Annotated in this window: 28 protein-coding genes; 16 read left to right on the top strand and 12 right to left on the bottom strand. The window is 70.4% G+C overall.

Translation table 11 applies throughout. From position 1 onward, the window contains the following. Positions 1–257 precede the first annotated feature (257 nt). Both ABD194_RS07055 and ABD194_RS07050 read left to right on the top strand, forming a co-directional pair. On the top strand, positions 258–761 hold the full coding sequence (locus tag ABD194_RS07055; RefSeq protein WP_343989415.1) for an HAD domain-containing protein: 504 nt from the start codon (positions 258–260) through the stop codon (positions 759–761). 756 nt (positions 762–1,517) lie between these two features. After that, positions 1,518–1,925: a hypothetical protein gene (locus ABD194_RS07050; RefSeq protein WP_343989413.1), complete on the top strand. Its 408-nt coding sequence runs from the start codon at positions 1,518–1,520 to the stop codon at positions 1,923–1,925. A gap of 1 nt (position 1,926) precedes the next feature. Here ABD194_RS07050 and ABD194_RS07045 read toward each other — a convergent pair whose 3' ends face one another. Further along, positions 1,927–3,960, bottom strand: coding sequence for a serine/threonine protein kinase (locus ABD194_RS07045; RefSeq protein WP_343989411.1), 2,034 nt, complete (start codon positions 3,958–3,960; stop codon positions 1,927–1,929). 312 nt (positions 3,961–4,272) lie between these two features. Between ABD194_RS07045 and ABD194_RS07040 the strand changes: the two genes are divergently transcribed. Beyond that, complete coding sequence (locus ABD194_RS07040) at positions 4,273–5,160, top strand: hypothetical protein (RefSeq protein ID WP_343989409.1); 888 nt, start codon at positions 4,273–4,275, stop codon at positions 5,158–5,160. A 175-nt stretch (positions 5,161–5,335) separates the two neighbouring features. Here ABD194_RS07040 and ABD194_RS07035 read toward each other — a convergent pair whose 3' ends face one another. Then, positions 5,336–5,605, bottom strand: a complete 270-nt coding sequence (locus ABD194_RS07035) for a hypothetical protein (protein WP_343989408.1) — start codon at positions 5,603–5,605, stop codon at positions 5,336–5,338. A 5-nt stretch (positions 5,606–5,610) separates the two neighbouring features. Then, entirely contained in the window at positions 5,611–6,393 is a 783-nt protein-coding gene (locus ABD194_RS07030; protein ID WP_343989407.1) for a RelA/SpoT domain-containing protein, read from the bottom strand. 903 nt (positions 6,394–7,296) lie between these two features. Here ABD194_RS07030 and ABD194_RS07025 point away from each other — a divergent pair. After that, entirely contained in the window at positions 7,297–7,590 is a 294-nt protein-coding gene (locus tag ABD194_RS07025) for a hypothetical protein (protein WP_343989406.1), read from the top strand. A gap of 587 nt (positions 7,591–8,177) precedes the next feature. Here ABD194_RS07025 and ABD194_RS07020 read toward each other — a convergent pair. Together ABD194_RS07020 and ABD194_RS07015 are read right to left on the bottom strand one after the other, a co-directional pair. Further along, the gene (locus ABD194_RS07020; RefSeq protein ID WP_343989405.1) at positions 8,178–8,402 is read right to left on the bottom strand and encodes a helix-turn-helix domain-containing protein; all 225 of its coding nucleotides are present in this window, start codon (positions 8,400–8,402) and stop codon (positions 8,178–8,180) included. A 522-nt stretch (positions 8,403–8,924) separates the two neighbouring features. Beyond that, entirely contained in the window at positions 8,925–9,176 is a 252-nt protein-coding gene (locus tag ABD194_RS07015) for a hypothetical protein (protein WP_343989404.1), read from the bottom strand. A 334-nt stretch (positions 9,177–9,510) separates the two neighbouring features. On the opposite strand from ABD194_RS07015, the gene ABD194_RS07010 reads away from it, so the two are divergent. The 6 genes from ABD194_RS07010 (at position 9,511) to ABD194_RS06985 (ending at position 14,858) form a co-directional block, all read left to right on the top strand. Further along, positions 9,511–10,926, top strand: a complete 1,416-nt coding sequence (locus ABD194_RS07010) for a rhodanese-like domain-containing protein (protein ID WP_343989403.1) — start codon at positions 9,511–9,513, stop codon at positions 10,924–10,926. A gap of 107 nt (positions 10,927–11,033) precedes the next feature. After that, the gene (locus ABD194_RS07005; protein WP_343989655.1) at positions 11,034–12,323 is read left to right on the top strand and encodes an MFS transporter; all 1,290 of its coding nucleotides are present in this window, start codon (positions 11,034–11,036) and stop codon (positions 12,321–12,323) included. Continuing rightward, a complete protein-coding gene (locus tag ABD194_RS07000) occupies positions 12,316–12,981 on the top strand; it encodes an ArsR/SmtB family transcription factor (protein WP_343989401.1) in 666 nt (221 codons plus the stop codon). The genes ABD194_RS07005 and ABD194_RS07000 overlap by 8 nt, the downstream gene beginning before the upstream one ends. Positions 12,982–13,167: 186 nt before the next feature. Further along, positions 13,168–13,512: a DsrE/DsrF/TusD sulfur relay family protein gene (locus tag ABD194_RS06995; RefSeq protein ID WP_343989399.1), complete on the top strand. Its 345-nt coding sequence runs from the start codon at positions 13,168–13,170 to the stop codon at positions 13,510–13,512. A gap of 183 nt (positions 13,513–13,695) precedes the next feature. Then, entirely contained in the window at positions 13,696–14,070 is a 375-nt protein-coding gene (locus ABD194_RS06990) for an ArsR/SmtB family transcription factor (RefSeq protein WP_343989397.1), read from the top strand. Further along, positions 14,067–14,858, top strand: coding sequence for a cation efflux transmembrane domain-containing protein (locus tag ABD194_RS06985; protein ID WP_343989395.1), 792 nt, complete (start codon positions 14,067–14,069; stop codon positions 14,856–14,858). The genes ABD194_RS06990 and ABD194_RS06985 overlap by 4 nt, the downstream gene beginning before the upstream one ends. A gap of 224 nt (positions 14,859–15,082) precedes the next feature. Here ABD194_RS06985 and ABD194_RS06980 read toward each other — a convergent pair whose 3' ends face one another. Continuing rightward, on the bottom strand, positions 15,083–15,457 hold the full coding sequence (locus ABD194_RS06980; protein WP_343989393.1) for an ArsR/SmtB family transcription factor: 375 nt from the start codon (positions 15,455–15,457) through the stop codon (positions 15,083–15,085). 56 nt (positions 15,458–15,513) lie between these two features. On the opposite strand from ABD194_RS06980, the gene ABD194_RS06975 reads away from it, so the two are divergent. Both ABD194_RS06975 and ABD194_RS06970 read left to right on the top strand, forming a co-directional pair. Next, positions 15,514–16,803 (top strand): cation diffusion facilitator family transporter, encoded by a 1,290-nt coding sequence (locus ABD194_RS06975; protein WP_343989391.1) that lies wholly within the window; start codon positions 15,514–15,516, stop codon positions 16,801–16,803. Continuing rightward, entirely contained in the window at positions 16,803–17,723 is a 921-nt protein-coding gene (locus ABD194_RS06970) for a cation diffusion facilitator family transporter (protein WP_343989389.1), read from the top strand. The genes ABD194_RS06975 and ABD194_RS06970 overlap by 1 nt, the downstream gene beginning before the upstream one ends. Before the next feature lie 194 nt (positions 17,724–17,917). Here the strand turns inward: ABD194_RS06970 and ABD194_RS06965 are convergent, their stop codons facing one another. From ABD194_RS06965 to ABD194_RS06955, 3 genes are read right to left on the bottom strand one after another with little or no spacing between them, the layout of a single operon-like run. Beyond that, entirely contained in the window at positions 17,918–18,988 is a 1,071-nt protein-coding gene (locus ABD194_RS06965; RefSeq protein ID WP_343989387.1) for a sensor histidine kinase, read from the bottom strand. Between the two features lie 26 nt (positions 18,989–19,014). Beyond that, complete coding sequence (locus ABD194_RS06960; RefSeq protein ID WP_343989386.1) at positions 19,015–19,716, bottom strand: response regulator; 702 nt, start codon at positions 19,714–19,716, stop codon at positions 19,015–19,017. 45 nt (positions 19,717–19,761) lie between these two features. Continuing rightward, positions 19,762–20,025: an SHOCT domain-containing protein gene (locus tag ABD194_RS06955; protein WP_343989384.1), complete on the bottom strand. Its 264-nt coding sequence runs from the start codon at positions 20,023–20,025 to the stop codon at positions 19,762–19,764. 214 nt (positions 20,026–20,239) lie between these two features. Here ABD194_RS06955 and ABD194_RS06950 point away from each other — a divergent pair, with 214 nt between their 5' ends. Beyond that, on the top strand, positions 20,240–21,766 hold the full coding sequence (locus ABD194_RS06950) for a multicopper oxidase family protein (RefSeq protein ID WP_343989382.1): 1,527 nt from the start codon (positions 20,240–20,242) through the stop codon (positions 21,764–21,766). Between the two features lie 117 nt (positions 21,767–21,883). On the opposite strand, the gene ABD194_RS06945 is transcribed toward ABD194_RS06950, so the two are convergent. From ABD194_RS06945 to trxA, 3 genes are all read right to left on the bottom strand, one after another. Then, complete coding sequence (locus tag ABD194_RS06945; RefSeq protein WP_343989380.1) at positions 21,884–22,150, bottom strand: metal-sensitive transcriptional regulator; 267 nt, start codon at positions 22,148–22,150, stop codon at positions 21,884–21,886. A gap of 89 nt (positions 22,151–22,239) precedes the next feature. Beyond that, positions 22,240–22,641, bottom strand: coding sequence for a DUF302 domain-containing protein (locus ABD194_RS06940; RefSeq protein ID WP_343989378.1), 402 nt, complete (start codon positions 22,639–22,641; stop codon positions 22,240–22,242). 70 nt (positions 22,642–22,711) lie between these two features. Further along, positions 22,712–23,083 (bottom strand): thioredoxin, encoded by a 372-nt coding sequence (gene trxA, locus ABD194_RS06935; RefSeq protein ID WP_343989376.1) that lies wholly within the window; start codon positions 23,081–23,083, stop codon positions 22,712–22,714. Between the two features lie 218 nt (positions 23,084–23,301). Between trxA and ABD194_RS06930 the strand changes: the two genes are divergently transcribed. From ABD194_RS06930 to ABD194_RS06920, 3 genes are all read left to right on the top strand, one after another. Beyond that, the gene (locus ABD194_RS06930) at positions 23,302–23,625 is read left to right on the top strand and encodes a rhodanese-like domain-containing protein (protein WP_343989374.1); all 324 of its coding nucleotides are present in this window, start codon (positions 23,302–23,304) and stop codon (positions 23,623–23,625) included. Positions 23,626–23,702: 77 nt separating this feature from the next. Then, positions 23,703–25,085, top strand: coding sequence for a rhodanese-like domain-containing protein (locus ABD194_RS06925; protein ID WP_343989372.1), 1,383 nt, complete (start codon positions 23,703–23,705; stop codon positions 25,083–25,085). 80 nt (positions 25,086–25,165) lie between these two features. After that, positions 25,166–25,339: a hypothetical protein gene (locus tag ABD194_RS06920; protein ID WP_343989370.1), complete on the top strand. Its 174-nt coding sequence runs from the start codon at positions 25,166–25,168 to the stop codon at positions 25,337–25,339. Positions 25,340–25,527: the final 188 nt, after the last annotated feature.

The raw sequence follows: 25,527 nt of genomic DNA, 5'->3' as shown, positions 1-25,527 counted from the left end.
GGACCGCCTGGTGGCGGGGTTTGGCTGGGGCGGCCTGGCTGTGACCGCGTTGGCGGGCCTGGCTCGCACCTACGACGCCTAACCAGGTTCCAGTTCGCTGCCCACGAACTCAGGGTGAGGCGGGCGACCTCCGCGGAGCGGCCTCGAGCCGCACCACCGCCGTCGCCGCGTCCGCATCTGCGTGCCCTTGGCAGAGGGGCTGGCAGCTCGGTCTCATTCGCTGTCGCCCACGCCGTATGGGCTGCAACACTCAGGTGGTGACCCATGCGCTGGTGGTCGACGTCGATGGGGTGGTCTCACCGGTCGGCGGCCACACGGATTGGGGTGACGACGTCCTCGCGGGCGACGTGTTCGGTCCGGTCTACACCTCCCCGGCCATGTGCGCGCGGCTGGACCGGCTCGCGGATCAGCCCGGCGTGACGTGCTGGTGGTTGACGAGCTGGTCAGAGCAGATGCGGACCGCGGTCGCGCCCTTCCCCGGGCGGTCATGGGTGGACATCGGCGCCGAGAAGGAGCCCCTGCCCTCATCCGGGTGGTGGAAACTGCAGGCGCTGCGGCAGTGGCTGGGGAGCCACGACGAGGTCACGTCGCTTGCGTGGTGCGAAGACCACCTGAGCCCGTCGCGGACCGAGGTGGCGAAACGCTGGCTCACGCACCTTGGTGTCGACTCCTTGCTCATCGCTCCGGACACGAGGGTCGGCTTGACCCCGCATGACCTCGCCGAGCTCGAAACCTGGGGTGACCGAGCCCGCACCACGTAGCCGGGGACTGGTGGACGCGAGAGTCGCGTCTGGCGACAGGTTTCGCGACCGCCGTCGACGAGGAGCTGAGCGTAACCCGGGCCGTCGAACTGGTGCAGGCCGTGCGGTCGACGTGTCCGCAGGTGTTCAGGGTCTGGAGCGCGAGGCAAGCATCGGCCTGTTCTCGCGTTCCACCCGTCGGATGTCCCTGACACAGGCCGGACGGCAGATGCTCCCGTTGGCACTGGCTGCGCGGGCTTGACGCGACGCCTGAACGGGCCGGGATGTACGAGGTGTGCGGGGTTCCGTGTCTGCCCGGGCTGTCCGGGCTTGGGCACGGACGTGCCCTGATACGGTCACGTCCAAGCGGAATCGCCAGACCCCGATCGTCCGGCGTACGTCAGCAGCCAGTGGCGAGGAGGTCTGATGGGCGCGATTGCGATGCCCGCGCCGCCGCTCACGGTCAAGGGCATGTGTGGTGACACCGGTCCTGCCCTCCGTCTGTCCGACGCCTTCGTGGCAGAAGCCGACCTCGCCGCGCCCGTGCGACGGTGGCTCATGGGTCAGCCCGGGGTGGCGTCCGTCGGTGAAGAGATCGACGCCGGGTCTGGGGTGGCGGACTTGGTAGCTGGGGTCGATGCGCTGCTCGCACGCCCACGGGCCGCGTTCGGCGACGCGTTGGCGACATGGGTCCTCGGTCGTGCCGAGCAGGGTGTTTCTGAGGAGGACCTGCGCGGGTGGGCGCCCTACGGTTGGCGCTCTCTGCAGCGTCGCACCGTGGCGCCGCTGCTGGCTGAAGGCCTTCTGAGCCGGTCGCTGATTGACGGGGTCGTAACTTACCGGGCCATGGTCGACACGAGCGACCCCTACGGCGGGCTGGTCGCCGTCGAGCTGAAGCTGTCGGCGTGGCGCCGCGCGATCGCGCAGGCGGGCCGGTACCGCCTGTTCGCGGAGCAGTGCTTCGTTGCGCTGCCAGATTCGCGGGTGGCATCGGCCGTCATCGGAGAGGCCGCCCGGAACAGGGTCGGAGTTCTGGCAGTGGAGAACGACGGTTCGGTCCGGGTGGTGCATACAGTAGCGCCGGCGGCGGCCGTCCAGCCGCACCGCCGACGGTGGGCCGCCGAGCAGGTGCTGCGGTCGGTGACCACACCGGGCGCGCGTCGGGCCGGGTCCCCGATCGTCTGAGTCAGCCGAGCAGATCCGACCAGACCTGCAGGAACCCGCTGCCCTCGCCGGGGCCTGCAGGGGCCGGGAGCAGCCGCATGAGCCGCTGCGCGTCGTCGACCCAGCCCCGCATGAGCGTGCGCCGTTCCGCCGGGGTGACACCTGACAGGCTGCTCACCTGGGAGCGCATCGCGGTCACGTTGTGTCGGAGCAGGTCGATGCCGTCTTCGGTGCTGAGGCGCTCAAGGGCCGGGTTGCGCCGAAGCAGGTTCTGGCCGGGTGCCGTGGTGACAGTGACGAGGGTGGGGTCGGTCGCTGCCCAGAGGACGAATGTCTGGGTGGTTACGTGGGTGAGCAGCTGCGGGATGTAGATGCGGGGGCTGCCCGGTCCGCCGGTAGCAGCCGCCTCTGGGTGTGGCGCCATGTTCATCTGGACCCCGGACACCCCGGTCGTCCATCCGGCGGCCCCGAACGCGAGGCCGAGCAGCCCTTCCGAGGCTCGCCGCCCGAGCGTGACGGGAACCCCGGCATCCCGCATCACAGTGAGGACCTCGACGATGCCGTCGAGGATGGCGCGGTCACCGAGCGGGGCAAAGGTCTGCTGTGTCGTGTGGACGAGCAGGTGGAGCATCTGCATCGGCTGGGAGGTGAGCAGGGTCAACAGCTGGTCGCGCGCGTCGACGTTACCGAGCCAGTGCTGCGAGACGGCGACGGTCGTCCAGACCGGCTCGAGGTGTCCGCCGCGGGTCGCGGCGCGTGATTCCAACAGCTCGGTCGTGGCCGTCGCGCATCGGAGGCTCTCCTCGACCCACACCGTCTCTCCGGGTCCGGCGAAGAAGTACGGGGCCAGCACCACCTCACTCCCGCCCTCGAGGATGAAGTCTGTGACGGCCTGGCAGAACGCGAGACGGTCTGCTGGGGTGGAGAACCCCGTCAGGGTGGCGTCCGCCCCGAAGGGGAGCTCCTTGAAGTAGACCGGACGATGCTGGAGGGGAGAACGGGCGAGGTGGGTGCGTGGGTCGATGATGCGCGTGACGGGCATGGCGCGGGTCAGGTCCATGAACTCCGCGACGCGGCCCCGGGCCCGCGGCTCGATGAGCAGCGCGTCCGGCGACACGGACGTCAGGAACGCCGACGAGGCGGCGAACGACTTTTTGTCACCGATGGTGAGCAGGAACTGGGGCTGGACCTGCAGGGTCGTCTCGGTCACCGTCAACGCCGCCGCGGCCCGGTCGAGGTCGGCGAGCAGGGACGCCGGCTGCAAGTAGCGTCGGTGCGGCGCCCTCGCGAGCATCTTGACGATGACGTCCGAGAGGGCGGTCGGGATGTTCGGGTCGAGCTCGCGCGGGCTGCGCGGGCTCTGCTGTGCCGGGGCGAGCCACGCCTCGTACCGGCTGCGGTAGGTCAGCGGCAGCGTCTGCGTGATGAGCCAGTAGCCGATCAGACCGAGGACGTACTGGTCGGACCGCCAGTCACCATGCGTGGGCGAGGCCCCGACCTGTTCGGGCGACATCCAGCCTGGCGTCCCCGGGGTCGGCAGGACGGTGATGGTCTCGTCGTCGAGGGCGCGGGCGAGCCCGAGGTCGACGATGACGAGCTCGTCCGCGGGAGTGACCAGCAGGTTGTTCGGGCTGAGGTCCCTATGCGCGGTCTGCTGTGCCCAGATGGCACTGGCTCCGGCGACCGCGTGCCGCAGAAGAGCGACCGCGGACGGCAGGTCCCAACGCCGCCCGGACGCCCACAACTGGGCGAGGGTCGAGCCCTCCACGAAGGTCATGGACAGCCAGCGGTAGTCGACACCATCGAGACCGACCGTGCCGGTACCGCGATACCCGACGACGTTCGGGTGGACCACCTTGCGCAGGGCGGACAGCTCCCGCTCGGTCCGTTCGGCCCCCGACTGCTGGGCGTCGACCACCTTGAGCGCGTAGACCTGCCCGCCTGGCTCGGTCATCTTGAACGTGCTCGCGAAGCCACCCGTCCCCAGGTGAGTGACTTGCGCGGTGGGCGCGACGAGTTGAGCTGCGCGAGCAAGCACGGCTGTGTTGGCGGCCATGGACGTCCCCTGTGGTTGTGGGTGCGCCCGCCGGGCAACGGCAGCCGCATCGATCCGGGCGCCACCGTCCGCGGGACCGTCGCGCGTTCCACTGTGACGCGCGCGGTGATCCTCCCGGTTCCGCCACGCCGGCAACGACCCGGACAGGGCCGGTTGGAGACCGCGGCGAAGCGAGGGCGTCCACCCGATCCCGGACGAGATCTCCGGCGCCCAGCGTCCACGCCGGTCGCTGAGGAGGCGGCCGTCCGCGATGGTGATGTGAGCGGAACCGGCTTCGACCCCGTCGGTGTGCAGAGGTCTACACTCGGTGTCATGGGAGCCCCAGCCGGCGGCGAGTGGCCGAGCAGCGGTCCCGGCGCAACAGAGGCGGCGACGGTCGAGACCGTCGAGCGCCTCGACGAGGACGGCGGGCTCTACCTCGCCCGGAGCCGAAGTTCCCTGCACGTGTTCGACCTCGACAACCGCGCCTATCTGCGTTTGCCGGGGGAGCGCTCGAACGCGTTCCCGCACGACGTGTCCGTGCTCAGATTGACCGGTGTGGAGCGCTGGCCGCATGTCGGTGACACGTTCTTCATCTGGGTCGATCAGCCGTCAGAGTTCGCGGTTTGGGACTACTGGCGTCAGTCGTCCGCCATCGCGGCGCTGTACCGGGTGTGGAGCGCCGGCGAGCGTCGTGGTCGAGGTGACGTGGGTGACACGCGGGGGAGTTCCGGGACCACGCCGAGCTCTGCCACGTCGACGGGGCCGGGCTCCATGGCCGGTCCAGCCGGCCCAGACGGCCCAGACGGCCCGGGCTCTCCAGCCGGTCCAGACGGCCCAGACAGCCCGGATGTCTCTCGGTCCGGTGGGGAGGCCGGGGGCGCAGCGCGGCGGGGGCCAGGACCAGCTGAGGTTCTACCGGGACTGGAGGTTGTCGTTGACGGTGTGTGGCATGTGTTCCGGTCATCGGCTGGTCCGCTCGAAGTTCGCGGATCACGCCTCAAGCCGGATCCCGTGCTCGAGTGGCCGCTGACGTGCGACGAGGAGTGGCTGACGCTGCTCGTCGTCTACCAGCTCGAGATCGGGATGGAGATGCGCGCGCACCTTGAGGTCCGGCCCTCTGCGGGGGGGTCAGGATTGCGGTCGACGAGCCAGCTCACCTCGATGCGCTTGATCGTTCCGGAGCAGCCGCCATGGCCGGTGCGCCGGCTGGAGACCTGACCCAAAGGGGGGAGGGGGCTGCGATGTGGGTGAGCGCAGCGCGACGGGTCTTCCAGGCAGCCGCGCCGCAGCGCCCAGGGGTCGCGGTTACAGCGAGGGTTTCAGCCATGTTCCGACACAGACCCGGCGAGTCGGACTGGGAAGGGCGCGGGACCGGAGGTCGTGAGCGATCTGCTCAGGCGCCGGCGGCAGCCGTGCGCTGCTGGGTCATCATCCCGACGGCACGGGCGGCCATGTCCTTCATCGGCTCGAAGTAGCGGGCGTGCGTGGTGCGCAGCGCCTCCTTCGACCGGGCGCCGAGCACCACGATCTCGATCTCGGGATCGCTCCGGTGCAGCGACTCAGCTCTGAAGCGGGCCTTCATGGCCTCTCGGGATGAGGCGCACTCCTCGAGGGAGAGAAGCCGGGACTCGGAGCGGTCGAACACGATGAGGTAGTGGTTCACGCTGCTCACCCTCCTTCGAGTTTCCTGACCAGGCCCATGATGGCTTCCATCGTCCTGCGCAGAGTATCTTCTGTCTCGTCCAACGGAGGCGCTACGCCTGTTTGTTCCGTCACCTTGATGACGATCTCGTCCTGCTCCTGGTATCGCCGCACCTGCGCCTGTTCCACGCGGTCGATTTCCTCGGACGTAGCAAGGAGCATATCGACGAAGTTCTCACGGGTGAAAACCGGTGGAGGCATCCCGGGCACGACAGGCTGGTTGGCCGGATCGAGAGGCTGCCCGTAGCGCAGCTCCCGCCCCCAGATGTCGCCGAGGCGTTCGGTGATCTGCGCCCAGAGGTCCTGCAGCGGGGTGCGGACCTGGACCTCGAGCGGCAGCCCCTGGTGGGTGACGATGAGATGGACCGCACGGTACCCGTGATTCGGGGACGTGCGACGGTCCAGGACCTTGACCGCGGAGCCGGCCGCGGTGAAGACCCTCGCGATGCGCGCGACGGCGCGGTCCTGGTCGACGCGGCCGCCGTTGACGACGACGCGCGCGCCGGCGACGTCCTGGACGGACTTGAACGAGGTGCCCCGGGACAGCTTCTCCACCAGCGTCCCGGTGGACTTGACCCTGGTTGTCGGTTCGAAACCCGCCGCCTCGAGGATGCTCTGCGCGTCATCGAGCGTGGCCTGGTACGCGTCCAGGACGGTCTCGAACGTGCCCCAGTCGGCTGCAGAGACCGCCTCGGCGCACAAGCGTTTGCCGAGCCTGTCCAGCGCGCTGCGCGAGATGGGAAGGGGCATGCGGGCAGGCTACCGGCGGGTCGACGTCAAGAGCCTGCCCGCCCGAGCCACGACTCCGCCCGGTCCAGACGCAGCTGTGCTTGAACATGGGGATACTGACCATCGCCCGCGAGTCCGGGGTCACGGGTAGGAGCCGACGCCGCGGTCACGACGTCCTACTCGCGCGGTGTTCTCGAACCGGTCCACCTCTCTCGCTGGCGGCGCAGTGGGGCTGGTCCGACTGGTCGGCGCCCACCCGGGGCCCTCGACCGGCCGGGGCCTCCCGGTGGGCGTCCTCAAGGCTCCAAGGCCGGGCTCCGGCGGTCTGTGCGTGTCGAACGGTCGACGTCGGGGGTTGCCGGGAGGCCGGGATGCGGACCGAGTCCGGTTAGGCGCTCGTCCACGACCACCTGCGTAACTCGTGTCCGGAAGCGCTCAGGTCGCGTCGACGCGTATCGGCACCCGGCTGCGCCGCTGCGCGCGTGCACCGCCATCACCGATCGAGTTTCCCGCGCCGATGGCATCGAACCGGCCACCGAACCGGCCACCGAACCGGCCACCGAATGCCCTCGTCGTCGCGACCGGGCCCCTCGGGGCGGCGAGCCGCTCGGCCTCGGACGTAACGCGGCCCGCACTCGCCGGGAGAGGGGCCCACGCCGAGCGCGGAAGCCGCGCCTGGCGGCACGTCGATTCGGCGTGGTGTAGAGGTCTACACTCAATGAGGAGGCCTGGTGTCGTGTTTCGCGTTCTCAGCGACGTTCGTACGAAGTGGTCTCGCGGAATGAACGTCGGGCCGTGGTCGGCCCGGAGAAGGGAGCGGGCATGGGGGACTCTCTCGCCGCTGGAGATGGACCCGGTGGGTGTGCCCCTGACGCCAGTGGACGCCCTTTCGCTTCACCCGAGGCCGACGCGGACGCCATTGCAGTGGCGGTCACGGGCGGGACGGACGCGCCGGCGGATGCGTCGTGGGAGGTGATCACCGAGAACTCCGAGTACCTGCTCGATCTGGCTGCCGGCCGGGTGCGGCGCATCCCGGTTGCTGCGGAGGGTCTGCGCGGGGATGGCGCCTGGCTGCGCCTACGCGGCGTTTCGAACCTGAGGGCCGGCCAGCCGATGGTGCTGGTGCTCCAGATCAGGGACGACGGCATCGCGACGATCCGGTGCACCTCACCGGTCCTGCGGATCCGAAGGCTCGCGCCGCCAACCGGAATGCCATGACCCTTCGAGGGACCGGTCAACGTGCGCCGTCCAGCTTCGGCTGGAAGGCGCACTCGCTCCTGTGCAGGCTGGACCAAACTGGGCGACACACTTCCCGCTCCGCCGCTCCGCCGCTCCGCCGCTCCGGTCGGATGTGATCCATGCGCGGGCGGTCCCTGACGTCCCCGCTCGGCCGGGGGCCGGACGGCCCGAGCGAGGAGACCGACCCGGCAAGGCCTCCGAAGCGGGCTGCCCGTCTTCTCGTTTGACGAGAGACCTTTCTCGTTGAACTAGAAGGTGGGATCGGCGGAGACTGCTTGCCAGGTGTTCGCGGGCCCTTGGGGTCTGGGTGCCACGGCCGATCCCCAGTGCGGAGTCCGGTCACGATGCGCAGGTGGGGGAGCGGACGACGGGCGCCCGGCTCCGCCCCTTCCGCACGTGGCACGGCTTCCGATCCCGCCTGGACACTGGCAGTGGACCAGAGGTCGGTGGCCCCGGCAAGGCCCTGCTCATGTGGTCGCCGGGCGGGGCAGCCCCCTCCCGGAAATGAGCAGCGCAGGTGTGCCAAGGCTGCGAGCTCGGCTCGAGAAAGCCGCCGGCACCCGCTTCTATGGGGCTGCCTGCCGGCGGGAGGGCTGGCGGACATCCTTGACGAGCTGAGCAACCCGTCCCTTCGACAGGCCCGTGGCCTCGGCGATGCGGTCGTAGGACCATCCGGAGCGACGCAGTTGTCGCACGGCTTTCAGCCTCACGACAGCGACCCGGTCGAGCTCGCGATCGAGGGCCGCGTACAGGTCGCCGACGGCTCGCGCGGCCTCGACCGGGTCGTCCAAGCTGCTCAGGCGTGCCGCCTCGGCCCTCAGCGCGTCGCGGAGCTCAGGCGAGAGAGACCCACGTCGGGCGCCGGCGCGGCGATGACGAGGGGGCATGCGTAACATGTGACAGCGTGTAGAGGTCTACACTCACGGAGGTCGTCGGCGCGCCGCTTCATGGGTGCGGTCGACAGTCCCGCACATGCCGGCAACTCCGGCCTCGGGTTGGCTCGACGAGGATCTGCCGAGGTTCGTCGCCCATCCCGGAGCCCGCCGGCCGAGATGCCCTCCTCTCGCGAGTGCCCTCACGCAAGCAGGCTCGCACCCGGTCGTGGTGTGTCCGGAGCTCGTCCCTGGGACGCTGCCACCGGGGCTTGCTCGGGCGGTGGCTTGGGCGGTGGCTCGGGCGATCCGAGCCGAGCGCTCCCGCGAAGGGCTGTGAATCCTGCGCCATGCCGACGAGCCCCGCCGCGGTGAGTCCGGAGCGGGGTGTCCAGTACGGAACGCCGTGCCGGGTGGGCGCCGCCGGGACCCGTGGGGCTGCTACCGGCGCCCGTCCGGCACGTGCGGCGTCGCGGGGCCGTCCGTCACCAGGCGTTCCGTGGTGCGCAACAGCGTCTCCCACACAAGCGACTCGAGAGGTTCAGAAAGGTCCAGTTGTCGGCCGGCGACCCACACGGTGCCCGCCTGCTGAGCCTCGACCAGCAACGCCTGACGCAGTTTGGGGTCGACCAGGGCGGCGGCGACCTCTGCATGCTCGTCGACCGACCGTAGCCTCGGTGGACCATTCTGCACTCCAACAGTGTAGACCTCTACACGGTGCGTGACCGTCCGGCTCGGGCGCGGCGCGCATGGCCCAGTCCGGTGCCGCGGTTACCGGTCCACGCCGCGCCGTGGCGCATGACGGGTGGCGCACACGCTGGGCGGCTGTGGCAGGCGCCCTGCCTCTGCAGCCACTTCGGCCGCGCTCGGCTTGTGGTCCCTGCATCGCCAATAGGCGGATTCGGTACCGGACCGGGTCGCCCGGATCCGGATCCGGGCGGAGGGCACGACTTCATTCAATCAATCCGTGGAGTGTTGTAGTGTTGGGTTTGTTCGTTCTGCCGTGCATCTGGAAGGGCTGGCCGCCATGGGCGACATCGCTGTGATCCCCCTCGTGGACGAAGGGCTGGGCAACTCCGCATACCTGCTCGACTTGGCTGATGGTCGCGCCTTGGCCGTTGACGTCAGCCGTGACCTGCGGCAGGTACGAGAGGTCGCCCGCCGGCGCGGTCTGCGCGTGGCTTTCGCGGCGGACACCCATCTGCACGCTGACTTCCTCTCCGGGGCCGTTCAGCTCGCCGCCACGGACGGGGCGCGGGTGCTGGCGTCGGCTGACGGCGACCGCGAGTACCCGCACCTGGGTCTCCGGGACAACGACGAGGTCGACCTCGGGGGCCTGACACTACGCACCCTCGCCACTCCGGGGCACACCCACGAACACATCTCGTTCGAGCTGCGCGACGGCTCGCGCACGCTGGGGGTGTTCACCGGTGGGTCTTTGATCGTAAGGTCTGCCGCGCGCACCGACCTGGTGTCCCCGGAGCGCACGGAGGAGCTTGCACGCGCCCAGTACCGGTCGCTGCAGCGGCTGGCGCTCATGGACGATGACGTCGCCGTCTGGCCCACCCACGGAGCCGGCTCGTTCTGTGCTGCACCACCTGGCGCCGAGCGCACCTCGAGCATCGGCACCGAGCGGGTCACGAACCCGCTGCTTCGAGCCGACAGCGAGGACGCCTTCGTCACCCAGTTGCTCTCCTCCCTGGGCAGCTTCCCGCCCTACTTCCTTCGCCTGGGCGAGATCAACCGCCGCGGTCCCGCCCTGGTGCACGGTGACACCCTGACGGGCCTCACGCTCGATGAGGTGGAACATCTACAAGGTTCAGGCGCCGAGGTCGTCGATGTGCGGCCGGTCCCGGACTTTGCCGCGGCGCACATCCCCGGCTCGGTGTCGATCCCGCTGCGCCCGGTGTTCGCGACGTGGCTCGGCTGGCTACTGAGTGACGACACGCCGCTGATCGTGATGCGCAACGAGGACCAGGATCCCGCGGAGATCCTGTGGCAGGCGCGGAAGGTCGGTTACGACAACATCGCCGGCGAGCTGGACGGCGGACTCGAGGCCTGGTTGCACGGCCAGAGGGGTGTCCGGGCCACGCCCCTGACGGCCCCGGGCGCTGTCGCCGATCCGGCCCGTGTGCTCGACGTCCGGCAGGACAGCGAGTACGCCGGCGGACATCTCCCTTCGGCCGGACACATCGAGCTCGGTTCGCTGGTCACCGACACCGGTCACGTTCCTGACGGCCGCCTCGTCCTGATGTGCGGGCACGCCGAACGGGCGATGGGTGCAGCCAGCGTGCTCGAACGCGCCGGGCACACCCAGGTCAGCGTGTTGGACGGTGGACCGCAGGACTGGGCCGACGCCACGGGACGCTCTTTGGTGACCGGGCCCAAGGGAGCGCCGGACCGGGCCGGCGGGCAAGACCTGCACGGACAGGCACGCTCGTGAGCGTCAACCCCGGCACCGATCCCAATCACCGGCCGCAGCCGAACGCGGGGCGGGGCCCCGACGTCAGCTCCGCTCATCCCGATCCTGATGGCGCCACAGGCCCCGGACTGGTACTCGGTCTGCGGCAGAACCTCCCGCAGTTCGTGCTCCTCGTCGCGGTCAACGCCCTGGTCGGCGGGATGCTCGGCCAGGAACGCACCGTCGTGCCGCTGCTGGGCAAGGACGTCTTCGGCCTGACCGGCTACACCGCCGGCTTGGCGTTCATCCTCGTCTTCGGCCTCGCCAAGGCCGCGACCAACTACGTCGCCGGCACCTGGATGGACCGGTTCGGCCGCAAGCCGGTGCTCGTGGCCGGCTGGCTCGTCGCGATCCCGGTGCCGCTGCTGCTGATCTGGGCCCCCACCTGGGGGTGGGTCATCGCGGCGAACGTGCTCCTGGGCATCAGCCAGGGCATGACGTGGTCGACCACCGTGGTCATGAAGATCGACCTCGTCGGCCCCGCGCGTCGGGGTCTGGCGATGGGCTTCAACGAAGCCGCCGGGTATGCCGCCGTCGCCGTCACCGCGCTGGCGACCGGCTTCATCGCGCAGGCCCACGGCCTGCGCCCGGCCCCGTTCTTCCTCGGCATCGCCTACGCCGCGCTCGGCGTCGGGCTCTCGACCCTGGCCGTGAAGGAGACCCGCGGTCACGCCCGCCTCGAGGCAGCCGGTCACGTCGCCCGCGCGGACGGCCGGCACGACCACCTGCACGGGGGGCTGACCAACTGGCAGGTGTTCACCCAGACCAGCTTCCGCGAGCCCGCCCTGTCCGCGGCGAGCCAGGCCGGGCTGGTCAACAACCTCAACGACGGCCTGGCCTGGGGCGTGTTCCCGATCCTCTTCGCCGGCGCCGGCCTCTCGGTGTCCAGCATCGGCATCCTCGCGGCGATCTACCCGGCCGTGTGGGGCCTGGGGCAGCTCGTCACGGGCGGCCTGTCGGACCGGGTCGGGCGCAAGTGGATGATCGCCTCCGGCATGATCCTGCAGGCCGTGGCTCTCGCGGTCATTGCCGTCGTCGACTCCTTCGCCCTCTGGGCCCTGGCCGCGGCCCTGCTCGGCGCCGGTACCGCCATGGTCTACCCCACCCTGCTGGCCGCCATCGGCGACGTCGCCCACCCGGCCTGGCGCGCCCGGGCGGTCGGTGCCTACCGACTGTGGCGCGACGCCGGGTTCGCCGCCGGCGCCCTGCTCGCCGGCATCGTCGCCGACGCACTCGGGGTCCGCGCCGCCGTCTGGGTCGTCGCCGCCCTGACCGCTCTCTCCGGGATCGTGGTGGCCGTGAGGATGTACGAGACACATCACCGGCCCACAGCCGGTTCGACACCAGCCGTTTCGAGAACAGGAGGATCCAATGGGTGACCGGGAGGCCAAGGACGCGCTCTTCGCCGAGTTCGCCGCCGTCGGCAAGGTGCTCGGCAACCCCAAGCGCCTGGAACTGCTGGACCTGCTCGCCCAGGGCCCCCGCAGCGTCGAGGACCTCGCCCAGGCTGCCGACATCGGCGTCAGCACCTGCTCGGCACACCTGCAGACGCTGCGCGAGGCAGGACTGCTCACCTCCCGCCGCGACGGCAAACGCATCTACTACTCGCTCAGCGGCGACGACGTGGCCGGGCTCTGGGACTACCTGCACCGGGTGACCCAGCGCCATCGGCCACAGACCGAAGTGGCCCGCCGCGCCTACATCGGCCCCGACGACACCGCCGCGGTCGACACCGACGAGCTGCTCCGCCGCCTCCACGCCGGCGACGTCACCCTCCTGGACGTGCGGTCCGCGCCGGAGTACACCGCCGGCCACCTTCCCGGGGCCGTGCACATCCCCCTGGAGGACCTCGATCAGAGGCTCGCCGAGCTGCCGCCCGGGCGTGAGGTCGTCGCCTACTGCCGCGGGCAGTACTGCGTCCTGGCCCACGACGCCGTCCGGCTGCTCACCGCCCAGGGCGTCGACGCCCGCCGAGCGTCCGAGGGCGTTCTCGAGTGGCGCGTCGCCGGGGTCTTCCCCCACAGCGGCGCAGCCTGACCCTCCGTCCACTGAAGACCCGCACCAAGACGGGCGCGCCTCAGGGCGGCAGCGTCTGGTCCATCACAACCGGCCCGAACCTCGCAGTGCCGACCCAGCGGCGTGCAAGCTTCGAACCAACCTGAGGCCGCTTCGGGAGTGCCCCGACGAGTGACCCCGACATCCTTGATCAGGAAGGGTCGGACGGTGAAGCAGCTCCTGCTGATCCTCAACGGCCCCGCTTACGGGGTCGACGAGACGTTCAACGCCATGAGGCTGGCAGTCGCGCTCTCGCACCGCGATGACGCGCACGTCAAGGTCTTCCTCATGGGAGACGCCGTGACGTGCGCCATCGCCGGGCAGAAGACGCCCAATGGCCACTACGCGCTCGACCGCATGCTTCGCAGCTTCATCCGTCATGGAGGCCAGGTAGCAGCCTGCGGCACCTGTCTCGACGCGCGCGGTCTTACCGAGGACCACCTCATCGAGGGCGTCCCTCGTCCACCATCGACGAGCTGGCAGCCTGGAGCGTCGAGGCCCACGACGTGCTGACGTTCTGACGCCTCGACCCACTCCCGCGCACCGAGACCGGCCGGGGCCTGGCTCGCGAGGCCTCACCAAGAGCGCTCCTCCCAATACAGCGTCGCCACGAGCAGCCACGAGCAGCCACGAGCACCTGCGCCGCCAAGGCTGCGGCGGTGGACCCGCACGGGCCCGGGCCGCTAGCATGCGCGAATGACGATGATAAGCGCAGGGACCGATGACACGGTGGTGGGTGAAGCGGCCGCTGTTGAGGCTGCCGCGTGCCTCTTCCACGGGTTCAGTGACCGCTCACGCCTGACGATAGTCCAGCACCTGGCCCTCGGTGAGCACCGCGTGGTCGACCTGACCGGGCACCTCGGCTTGGCCCAGTCGACGGTGAGCCGTCACCTGTCATGTCTGTTGGACTGCGGGATCGTCACGGTCCGGGCGCAAGGCCGTGCGTCGGTGTATGCGCTCGCGCACCCGGAGGCGATTCTGGAGCTGCTGGCCGCGGCGGAACGGCTGCTCGGCCTGACCGGCGACGCGGTCGTGCTGTGCCCCCGCTACGGGAAGACCGTGCGGCCATGACGGTCGAGCACTCCAACAGCACTGACATCGAGACTCCGCCGTCGGAAGGTTTGACGCCGGACCGACGCCGGCAGCTCGGGCGCCGGGCGCAACTGTTGGCCGGCGCCTCGGTGGGCTACAACCTCCTCGAGGCTGCCGTTTCGGTGGCAGCCGGAGCCGCCGCATCCTCGGCGGCCCTGGTCGGCTTCGGCCTCGACTCGCTGGTGGAGGTCGGCAGCGGCCTGGTGATCCTGTGGCAGTTCCGTCACCCCATCCCGGAGACCCGCGAGAAGCAGGCCCTGCGACTGATCGCGGTCTCCTTTCTCGCTCTCGCCGCCTACGTCACGATCGACTCCGTCCGGACGTTGACCGGCGCTGGGGAAGCCACGCCGTCCACGGTGGGGATCGTGATCGGCGCCGCGTCGCTGCTGATCATGCCGTTCCTGTCATGGGCGCAGCGTCGCACTGGCCGGCAGCTCGGCTCCGGCAGTGTCGTCGCGGACTCGAAGCAGACGCTGCTGTGCACCTACCTCTCCGCAGTGCTGCTGCTGGGGCTGCTCGCAAACGCCCTCTTCGGATGGTCCTGGGCCGATCCCGTCGCGGCGCTGGTCATCGCCGGCGTCGCGGTCCGCGAGGGCCTGGAGGCCTGGCGCGGCGAGACATGCGAGTGCGGCCCGACGCCACTGGTTGCCGTAGGGGCGAGTGATGACGCGCCCAGCTGCCACGAGGAGTGCTGCAGTACCTCGGACATCGCTGAGACCTTGTCGCCCACCGACATCGGGCGCCCCCGCCCTGAGCGCGCCAGTTGATGCCGACGGGCAGTCCGGATTCACCCGGACGGCATGTGCCCCGACGAACTGCGATCGGAGATGCCCTGTCGGGCCTCGGGCTGACCGAATGACCGAATGACCGCACATGCAGACCGAGGGAGCTGGCGTGTGGAGGCAGAGCGTCTCAGGCTCGCGCCCCTGCTCACGGTGCGGTGGCGCGCTTGGGTACGTGGACGAGCGAGCATGCGACCCGTGGCGACGGCTCAGGCCCGGTCGGCAGCGGGCATCCGGTGCTGGTGATCCGTCTCGGCGCCGAGGTCGCGGTCGGTGTGGTCGGCGTGGAAGAGCCCCTCGGCGAGCAGGGCGTGCACATGAGTGTCGGCCGCGGTGTAGTAGATGTAGGTGCCCTCGCGGCGACCACGGACGAGGCCCGCAAGGCGGAGCTTGGCCAGGTGCTGGCTCACCGACGTCGGGCTGACACCTGCGAGTTCCGCCAAGCACGTCACCGACGACTCACCCTGCAGCAGCGCCCAGAGAAGCTTGATGCGGGTGGGGTCGGCGAGCATCCGGAAGGTCTCGGCGGCCAGGTGCGCCTGCTCGTCGTCAGGCATCGACAGATCCGACAGGGCTTCGTGCATGCAAGCAAGCCTACGTGAGTTCGTACCTTCACACATGTGCAGGTAGTGTATTTCGCATGGATTCCGCTTCGCCAGAGTCGTCAGTGCATGCCCACGACCACGACGACCAGGACGGCAACCTTCACGGCGACGAGCATGACCACGCGCATGACCACGGGCCTGACCACGACCACGGGCATGACCATGACCACGACCACGGGCATGACCATGACCACGACCACGGGCATGACCATGACCACGACCACGGGCATGACCACGAGCACGGTTCTGGGCTTTGGGCGCGGCTAAGTCACGCCGTCACGCCGCACTCGCACGACGTCGCTGACTCGATCGACGAAGCACTCGAATCCAGTGCCCGCGGCATCCGCGCCGTCCGCCTCAGCCTCATCGGGCTCGGCATCACGGCCGTGCTGCAGTTGCTCGTCGTCCTCATCTCCGGGTCAGTGGCCCTGCTAGCCGACACCATTCACAACTTCTCCGACGCTCTGACGGCCATCCCGCTGTGGATTGCCTTCGTGCTCGGCCGGCGTGCCGCGACCCGCCGCTACACCCATGGCTTCGGACGCGCCGAGGACCTAGCCGGCCTCTTCGTCGTTGCCATGATCGCGCTGTCCGCGGTCGTCGCAGGCTGGGAAGCGATCGACCGGCTCCTGAACCCCGCCCCGGTGCACAACCTCGGCTGGGTCGCCGCCGCCGGCTTGGTCGGCTTCCTCGGCAACGAAGCCGTCGCGGTCTTCCGCATCCGCGAAGGCCAGGCCATCGGCTCAGCCGCCCTGGTCGCCGACGGTCACCACGCCCGCACCGACGGGCTTACCTCCCTGGCCGTCCTCGTCGGCGCAGGCGGGGTCGCCCTCGGCTGGAACTGGGCCGACCCGGTTATCGGTCTGCTGATCACCGTCGCGATCCTCCTGGTCCTGCGCACGGCAACTCGAGACGTCTTCCGCCGGCTCCTGGACGGCATCGAGCCCGCACTGGTCCGCTCCGCTGAGGAAGCCGTCGCAGACGTGCCCGGGGTCCTGGCAGTCGACGACGTCCGGATGCGGTGGGTCGGCCACGAGGTGCACGCCGAGGCGGTGGTCGACCTCGCCTCCGACCTCACATTCGAGGCCGCTCACGCCATCACCCGAGACGCGGAGCAGCGACTGCGCGCCGACATTCCCCGGCTGACACGCGCCGTGGTCCGACCGCGTCCGCAGACTGGCGACACAGTCGCGGGAGGGGTCGCCGCGGGAGAGGGGAAAGCCTCCCCAATGCGCGCGGACGACGGGGCGTGGCGCGATGCTTCAGGAGCGGCCGCGCCCTCGTTGCCCACCGGCACTCGCCCCGGTTCCGGGCAGGCTCACTGATGGGCGACGGGCACGCACACCAGCACGGCGGCCCCGGTCTGGCCGACCACCGGGGCCGGCTGGCAGCCGTCCTCGGGGTCACGGTCGCCGTCCTCGTCGTCGAGGTCATCGGCGCACTCATCTCCGGCAGCCTCGCCCTGCTCGCAGACGCCGGGCACATGCTGACCGATGTAGCCGGTCTGACCTTGGGCCTGATCGCGGCAGTCCTGGCCCGCCGGCCCGCGACGGCTGCCCGGACCTGGGGATACCGGCGCGCTGAGGTCCTCGGCGCGGCAGCGCAGGCTGCGGTCCTGCTCGCGGTCGGGATCTTCGTGCTCGTCGAGGGGGTGCGGCGGCTGCTGGAGCCTCCGGAGGTGACGAGCGGGGTCATGCTCGTCTTCGGTGTCGTCGGACTGGTGGGCAACCTCATCGGGCTTGCGATCCTGGCCGGAGGGCGCGGCGACAACCTCAACATGCGGGCCGCGTTCCTCGAGGTCGCCAACGACGCCCTCGGCTCGGTCGCGGTGCTCCTTGCCGCCGCGGTCATCGCCACGACGGGCTGGCTCCGAGCCGACGCCGTCGCGTCGTTGCTGATCGGCGTGCTGATCATCCCGCGAACGCTGCGGATGCTGCGCGAGACCGTCGACGTGCTGCTCGAGTCGACCCCGAAGGGCCTGGACCTCGAGGAGGTGCGCGGGCGCATCCTGCGGCTGGAGCATGTGCACGACGTTCACGACCTCCACGCCAGCCTGGTTGCGACCGGCCTGCCGGTGCTCACCGCACACGTGGTCGTGGACGAGTCCTGCTTCCACGACGGCCACCTCGGCCCGATGCTGGACGAGCTCCAGGCGAGCATTGCCACCGACTTCGACGTCACCCACTCGACCATCCAGTTCGAGGCCGCCGAGCACGCGGGCCACGAGCACGAAACCCACGCCTAAGGGCCGCCTCTGTCAGCCGCGTCGCCACTGGGTTCGTCGCACGACGCGAACGGCCTGCCTCGGCATGACATGTGGGCGCCGTGTGTCCCGGGAGCGCACTCTGGCTCGCCTGACGCGTCCGGTGGATGCCGGCGAGCCCATGGTGTCGCCGAAGATACGTGGGCTTCGGTTGCGTTCGTCGTCTCGTCGGTGGGTCAACGCAGCGGCAGTGAGATCGTGAAGGTCGCGCCCAGGCCGGGGCCATGGCTTGCGGCCGTGAGGGTGCCGCCGTGGCCGTGGACGATGGCGCGGGCGATGGTCAGGCCGAGCCCGCTGCCGCCGTCGTGCCCGGCGCGGGCGGTGTCGGCGCGGTGGAAGCGTTCGAAGACCGCTTCCACCTGGTCGGCTGGCAGTCCTTCGCCGTCGTCGGTCACGGCCAGGGTGAGCCGGGATCCGGCCTGGGCGAGCTGGAGCTGGACGTGGCCGCCGGAGGGGGTGTGCCGCAGGGCGTTGTCGAGGAGGTTGGCGAGGACCTGGCTGAGTCGGTCCGGGTCCCCGGTGACGGGCGTGGTCCTGGCCGGGCCCTGGTAGCGCAGGTCGACGTGCTTGGCGGTGTAGCGGGGGGCGGCCGCGGCGACGGCATCGTGGGCCAGGCGCACGGGGTCCAGGCTGCGCAGGTTCAGGTCGAGGCCCTCCTGGGCGTCGGTGACCTGGCGCATGTCGGTGGCCAGGCGTCGCAGCCGGTCCACCTGGCTGCGCATGGTCGACCATGCGGCCTCGTCCGCGGCGATGACGCCGTCCTCGACGCCGTCGATGTATGCCGTGAGCGTCGCGAGTGGCGTGCGCAGCTCATGGGTGAGGTCGGCCAGCATCCGGGTGCGGGCCGCGTCGGTGTCGGCGAGTCGGTGGGCCATGTGGCCGAATGCTCGGGACAGCTGCTCCAGCTCACGGCCGAAGGCCATCGTGGGGACGCTGACGTCGTACCGCCCGACGGCCACGGCATCAGCTGCGGCGGCGAGCTGTCGCACCGGGGCTGCGATGCGTCGCACGAGCAGCCACGACAGGATGCCTGCGGCCAGCAGCGCCGCCAGGGTAGCCACGGCCAGGGACAGCAGGACGGAGGAGACGAACGCCTCCTCGACGTGCCGGCGCACCGTGGGCTCGACGTGACCTGCCTCGGCCAGGTGGGTGCGGAACAGGCCGGGGGCGACGAGCGCACCCGTCACCGCCAACGTGACCGAGCCGGCGGCGATCACGAGTACCTGGGCGACGGTCAACCGGGTCACCAGGCTGGCGGTGCTTCGGTTCGGAGTCACGGGCTGACCAGCCCGTAGCCGATGCCTCGGACGGTGCGGATGTAGCGGGGCGTGGTGGCGTCGTCGCCGAGCTTGTCTCGGACATGGGCGATGTGGACGTCGACGACGTGTTCGTCGCCGTACCAGCCCTCGCCCCAGGCGGAGTCGAGAAGCTGGCGACGGGTGAACGCTGCTCGTGGACGTTCGGCCAAGGTGGCGAGAAGGTCGAACTCGGTGCGGGTCAGGGGCACGGCCTCCTCCGCGCGCGTGACCTGGCGCGACTCGAGGTCAACGACGACGTCGGCGAACCGGAGCACGGGTGCGCCCGGATGCGTCGCGGCTCGCCCTGTGCGGGGTCGACGGAGCATGGCCTTCACTCGGGCGATGAGCTCGCGCGGGGAGAACGGTTTGACGAGGTAGTCGTCTGCGCCGACGGAGAGGCCGATGACCTTGTCGACCTCCTCGTCCTTGGCGGTGAGCATGATGACGTAGGCGTCGCTGAAGCCGCGCAGCTGACGGCACACCTCGATGCCGTCGAAGCCGGGGAGCATGATGTCGAGCACGACGAGGTCGGGCGCATGGAGGCGCGCTTGGGCCACGGCGCCCGGCCCGTCATGGGCCAGGTCCACGGAGAACCCCTCGCGGCGCAGGTAGCCGGCCACCACGTCGGCCAGGTCGGTCTCGTCGTCCACGACGAGCACGTGCAGGGCCTCGGCCATCAGCGCTCCTTCATGGGTGGGCTGCGCGTGAGCCTACCCGCGGGCCTATTCGTGGGGTGTGTGGTCCACGCTGCGTCCCTCGAGCGCTCGACGGGCGGCCGCGTACTGCTCTTCGTCGATCTCGCCTGATGCGAAGCGGCGGTCCAGGATCTGGCGCGGGGACTCGACCGGCGCTGGTGCCGTGCCCTCGCGGGGTCGTTGTGTCAGGCGCATGACGCCCCACAGGATGACGCCGATGAGCACCGCCCAGAACAGCACCATGAGCACCATGCCCATCCATCCCCATCCTGCGTCGTACCAACCCATCATGGCGACCTCCTTCGGTCGTGGTCCGAGCGGTCCTGATGATCTCCCGGCTCATCTCAAGCGTCCGCCGGGCAGGTATGGGTTGAGCAGTGCACGCATGAAGGTTTCGTCAAGCTCTCGGTCGGTCCGCACCTGCTGGCAGGCTCGGGGAGCTTCTTGATGGAACCTTCATGGAGGGTTCACGGTCCGTGCCGGGCGGCTGCCAGAGGGTGAGGGCATGACGCCGACACCCGTGACTCGCCGAGCCCTGCTCGCCGCAACCCTCGGCCTGGGGAGCGCGGCCGCCCTGGCCGCGTGCGGAAGCGGCAGCCAGCCCGTCGGAGCGACCGCCATCGCCTCCGCCGACGCACAGCGCCCCCGCAGCGGACGCACGCGCGCCTACCGGCTCGTCGCGCAGCCGGCCCAGGTGGACCTCGGCGGCCGCACGGTCGACACCTGGACCTACGGCGGCGCGCTGCCAGGCGCGATGCTGCGCGCCACCGCCGGGGACCGGGTGCGGGTGGACTTCGACAACCGGCTGCCCGAGGAGACCAGCGTCCACTGGCACGGCCTGGCCATCCGCAACGACATGGACGGCGTGCCGCACCTGACCAACCCCCCGGTAGCCCCGGGAGGCCGGTTCGGGTTCGACTTCGTCGTACCCGAACCCGGCACGTACTGGTTCCACCCCCACACAGGGCTGCAGCTGGACCGGGGGCTCTACGCCCCGTTCATCATCGACGACCCCCACGAGCCAGGCGGCTACGACGCCGAGTGGGTGCTGGTCCTCGACGACTGGACCGACGGGGTGGGCCGCTCGCCCGAACAGGTCTACGCCGAGCTCAAACGCAGCGGCGGCTCCATGGGAATGGGGTCAACGGGGATGGGGTCGGGGATGGGGTCGGGGATGGGGTCGGGGATGGGGTCGATGGGCGGCGGCGCGTCGGACGATGGCGCGACAGGGATGGGGGGCGACGGCGGGGACGTGGCCTACCCGCTCTACCTCGTCAACGGCCGGGCCACCACGGACCCGGATGTGCTGCGGGCCAAGCCCCGTCAACGGGTGCGCCTGCGGATCATCAACGCCGCCGCCGACACGATCTTCGACGTGGCCCTCGCCGGACACCGGCTGCGCGTGACCGACACCGACGGCCACCGGATCAGGCCCACTGACACCGCCTCGCTGCGCCTCGGGATGGGCGAGCGGTACGACGCCGTCGCCACCCTGCAGGACGGCGTGTTCCCCTTCGTCGCACGCCCCTACGGAAAGCACGGGCTCGCTCGGGCCCTGGTGCGCACCGGGGCGGGCACGGTCCCCACACCAGGCGTCGTCCCGACCGAGCTGGCCTCCAAACCCCTCACCGTCGTCGACGTGCAAGCCGCCCCCGGATCGGCGCTGCCCCCGGCTGAGCCCGCAAGCACCCAGGACCTCACCCTCTCGGGCAGCATGAACGGCTACGTCTGGACCATCAACGGGCGCACCTACGACGACACCCAGCCGCTCACCGTGCACCCGGGAGAGACCACCCGACTACGGATCCGGAACGCCTCGATGATGAGCCACCCGCTGCACGTGCACGGACACACCTTCCAGCTCGGCCCGGCCGGGGGCATCGGCCCACGCAAGGACACCATCCTCGTCCCGCCCATGCTCGGCTTCGAGGTGGACCTGCGCGCCGACAACCCCGGCCGGTGGATGGTCCACTGCCACAACGCCTACCACGCCGAAGCGGGCATGATGACGCGCTTGGACTACCTGACCTGAAAGCGCCAAGACCAGCCGTCATCGCGGGCCCCGGTAGAGCGGACCCGTTGCTTCCTGTCGTGGCGTCGCTCACGCTGTCGGGCTCAACCTGTTGCGACATGCCCCACCTCCTCGCTGTCAGGCCAGGCTCAGGAAGAGCGTCTCGAGGGTGGCTTGGTCCTCGTCCAGCAGGCCCTCGGGTGAGGCGACGCATTCGCGCAGGTTGGTCGAGATGATGGCGAAGCCGGCCCGGTCCAGGGCCTTGTTGACGGCAGCGAGCTGGGTGATGATGTCCCGGCAGTCACGGCCCTCCTCGATGAGACGGATGACGCCGCCGATCTGGCCCTGGGCTCGCTTGAGCCGGTTGATTACCGGCGTCATCTCCTCTGCGGGGGGTGTGACCATGAGTGGACCTCTTCTGCGTTGGTGGGCGCCCCTTCAGGGGAGCTCCGGATGTGGTGGGGCTCGGCGGCGATCCCAGCCTGTGCCGTCCGTCAGGCCGGACGGGGGCTGAGCGCCTCGAGAGCACGGTTCAGGCGCTCACGTGCGTCGACAGCGACATCGGTGAGCTGGTCGTTGCCGGTGAGCTTGACCATGGTGGCCGGGTCCATTGCCTCGACGAGGGTGCGCCCGGTCCCGAGCGCGCGGACGACGACGTTGCACGGCAGCAGGACCCCGATGGAGGGCTCAGCCTCGAGTGCGGCATAGGCCAGTGGTGGCCGGCACGCGCCGAGGATCACCTGGGGCGCGATGTCCACGTCGAGCTTCGTCCTGAGGGTCGCCGCCATGTCGATCTCGGTGAGGACCCCGAAGCCGACCTCGGCCAGCTGGGCACGGGTCGCGGTGAGCGTCGCGTCGAAGTCAGCGTCGACCATGGTCGTGAGCGTGTAGTCCATGTTCTCTCCTGGTGTGGGTGCGGAGGGCCTGACGGGAAGAGCGCGGCACGGGTGGCGGCTGAGTCCGAACTCAGACGTCGGCGGGCTGCGCCGCGGCGACCTTGGCCCGCACGTCGTCCATGTCGAGGTCGCGAACGGCGGTGATGACCTGCTCCAGGGCGGCGGCGGGCAGGGCGCCGGGCTGGCTGAAGACGAGAATGCCGTCCCGGAAGGCCATGAGTGTCGGGATCGAGGTGATCCCGGCCGCAGTGCTCAGCTGCTGCTCGGCCTCGGTGTCGATCTTGCCGAAGACGATGTCGGGGTGCTTCACGGACGAGGCCTCGTAGACGGGCGCGAACATCCGGCACGGTCCGCACCACGACGCCCAGAAGTCGACGAGGGTGATCCCTTCGCGGGTGATCGTCGACTCGAAGTCGGCGGCGGTCAGGTTCTGCGTGGACATGGGGATCTCCTTGCGTGAGAACGGTTCGACTGGGTAAGTGTATACCCACCGGGGTATCCGTTCCGCAGGCGTGAAGAGGCAGCGCCGCCCGACCGGCGCATACGGGCTGGGGTATATGGGTGACACGCTGCCCGGTTCGACGGAATGCCCCATCCGGGGTTACGGTTCTGCCTGTCAGATACCCCGGTGGGTATCAACTCTCTACCTCAGGAGTGTCAATGACCACCCTTGCCAGCATCGACGAGCTCGCTGCCGCAGCTGCTGACGGCGCCGCCGTCGTCGACGTGCGCGAGCCCGGTGAGTACGTCGGCGGGCACGTGCCCGGCGCCGTGCTGATGCCGATGGGTCAGCTGCCGTCACGCGTCGGCGAGCTCGACCGCCAGCGACCCGTCTACGTCATCTGCGCCAGCGGCAACCGCAGCCGAGCTATGAGCGACTACCTCGCCCGCGCCGGCTTCGACGCCCGGTCCGTGGACGGTGGCACGGCGGCCTGGGCCGCCGCAGGCCGCCCGGTGGTGGCCGGAGCCAAGCCCTCCGCCTAACCCGGCTCCCCACCCTGCCGCGCCGACCTGACCCCGCACCTGACCGCGTCCCGGTCCGTCCCCGAAAGGACCCGCCCATGGCGACCATCATCCCCATCGACACCCCGACCCTCGGTGACCGCAGCTACCTCGCCCATGACGGGCAGGTCGCGATCGTCATCGATCCCCAGCGCGACATCGACCGCGTCCTCGACCTCGCGAACGACGCCGGCGTCTCCATCACCCACGTCTTCGAGACCCACATCCACAACGACTACGTGACCGGCGGCTACGCCCTGGCCCAGGCCACCGGCGCCGCGTACCACGTCAACGCCGCCGACGAGGTCTCCTTCGACCGCGTCCCGGTCAGCGACGGCGACGTCCTCGAGGTGTCACCGGCACTGCGGGTCCGGGTCATCGCCACCCCCGGGCACACCTACACCCACCTCTCGTACGCCCTCGACGCCGCGAACGACGAGACGGGGACGCTCGAGCCCGTCGGCGTCTTCACCGGAGGCTCGCTGCTTTTCGGCGCCACCGGTCGACCCGACCTCCTCGGGCACGAGCACACCCACGACCTCGTCCACCACCAGTACGCCTCGGCCCACCGACTGGCCGACGAGCTGCCGGAGCACACCCACGTGCTGCCCACCCACGGCTTCGGCAGCTTCTGCTCCGCTGGCTCCACCGGCGACGCGACCGCCTCCACGATCGGCCGGGAGAAGAAGGCCAACCCGGCCCTCACCCAGGACGAGGAGCACTGGGTCGCCGACACGCTCGCCGGGCTCGACGCGTACCCGGCGTACTACGCCCACATGGGCGCCGCGAACAGCGCCGGCCCGCAGGCGGCCGACCTGTCGGCCCCGGAGCGTGCCGACAAGTCGGTGCTGGCCCGACGGATCACCGACGGCGAGTGGGTCGTCGACCTGCGCAACCGGACCGCGTATGCCGCTGGGCACGTCACCGGGACGCTGAACTTCGGCGTTGACGGCCAGTTCGCCACCTACCTCGGCTGGCTCATCCCGTGGGGTACGCCCCTGACGCTGCTGGGGGAGAGCCCCGAGCAGGTCGCCGAGGCCCAGCGCGAGCTCGTCCGGATCGGCATCGACCACCTCGAGGGCGCTGCCACCGGCACCCCGGCGGACTGGACCGACTCCCCGCTCGGCTCCTTCGAGCGCGCCACCTTCGCCGACCTCGCCCAGGTGCGTCACCACCGCCGCGTCGCCGTCCTCGACGTCCGCCGCGCCTCGGAGTTCACCGAGTCGCACATCGACGACGCCGTCAACATCCCTCTGCATGAGCTCCTCGAGCGCCTCGCCGAGGCTCCCGCAGGAGAGGTTTGGGTGCACTGCGCCGGCGGCTATCGCGCCTCGATCGCCGCGTCCGTCCTCGCTGCACACGGACACCCCGTCGTCGCGGTCGACGACAGCTACGGGGAGAACGCAGCAGCGGCCGGCCTGCCACTGACCGCTGCTGCCTGACCCACCGCCGAAACGCCACCACCCTCTCAAGACAACCAACCCCCACCGCCGAACATCGACGGTAGACAAGGAGATCCACCATGTGTCGTCCCGCCACCTGCAAGACCTGCGGCAAGACCACCTGGGCCGGCTGCGGCCAGCACGTCGACCAGGTCATGCGCAACGTCCCCGCCGGCCAGCGCTGCCCCGGCCACGTCTCCGCCTCCACGGGTGGCACCGGGGGCGGCTTCCTCAGCCGCATCTTCGGCCGCTGAGCCCCCGGCGCCGGTGGCGGGCGTGCCCGCCACCGGCCCATCGACGCCCACCCGGTCTGTGACCCGGGTGGGTTCCGCCCGGGAGTCCGCCCCCCCATGGGACGTCCCGGATCCGGTGCCGAGCCTGGCGCGCCCTGTCCGCCGAGCCGTCGCCGTCTCACCTTCCCCCAGGAGAGGCCGACGCGCTC

Source organism: Terrabacter terrae (assembly GCF_039529575.1).
Taxonomy (GTDB): Bacteria; Actinomycetota; Actinomycetes; order Actinomycetales; family Dermatophilaceae; genus Terrabacter; species Terrabacter terrae.
Note: the sequence above shows the minus strand (reverse complement) of the source record. Positions and strands in the feature narration are given on the sequence as shown.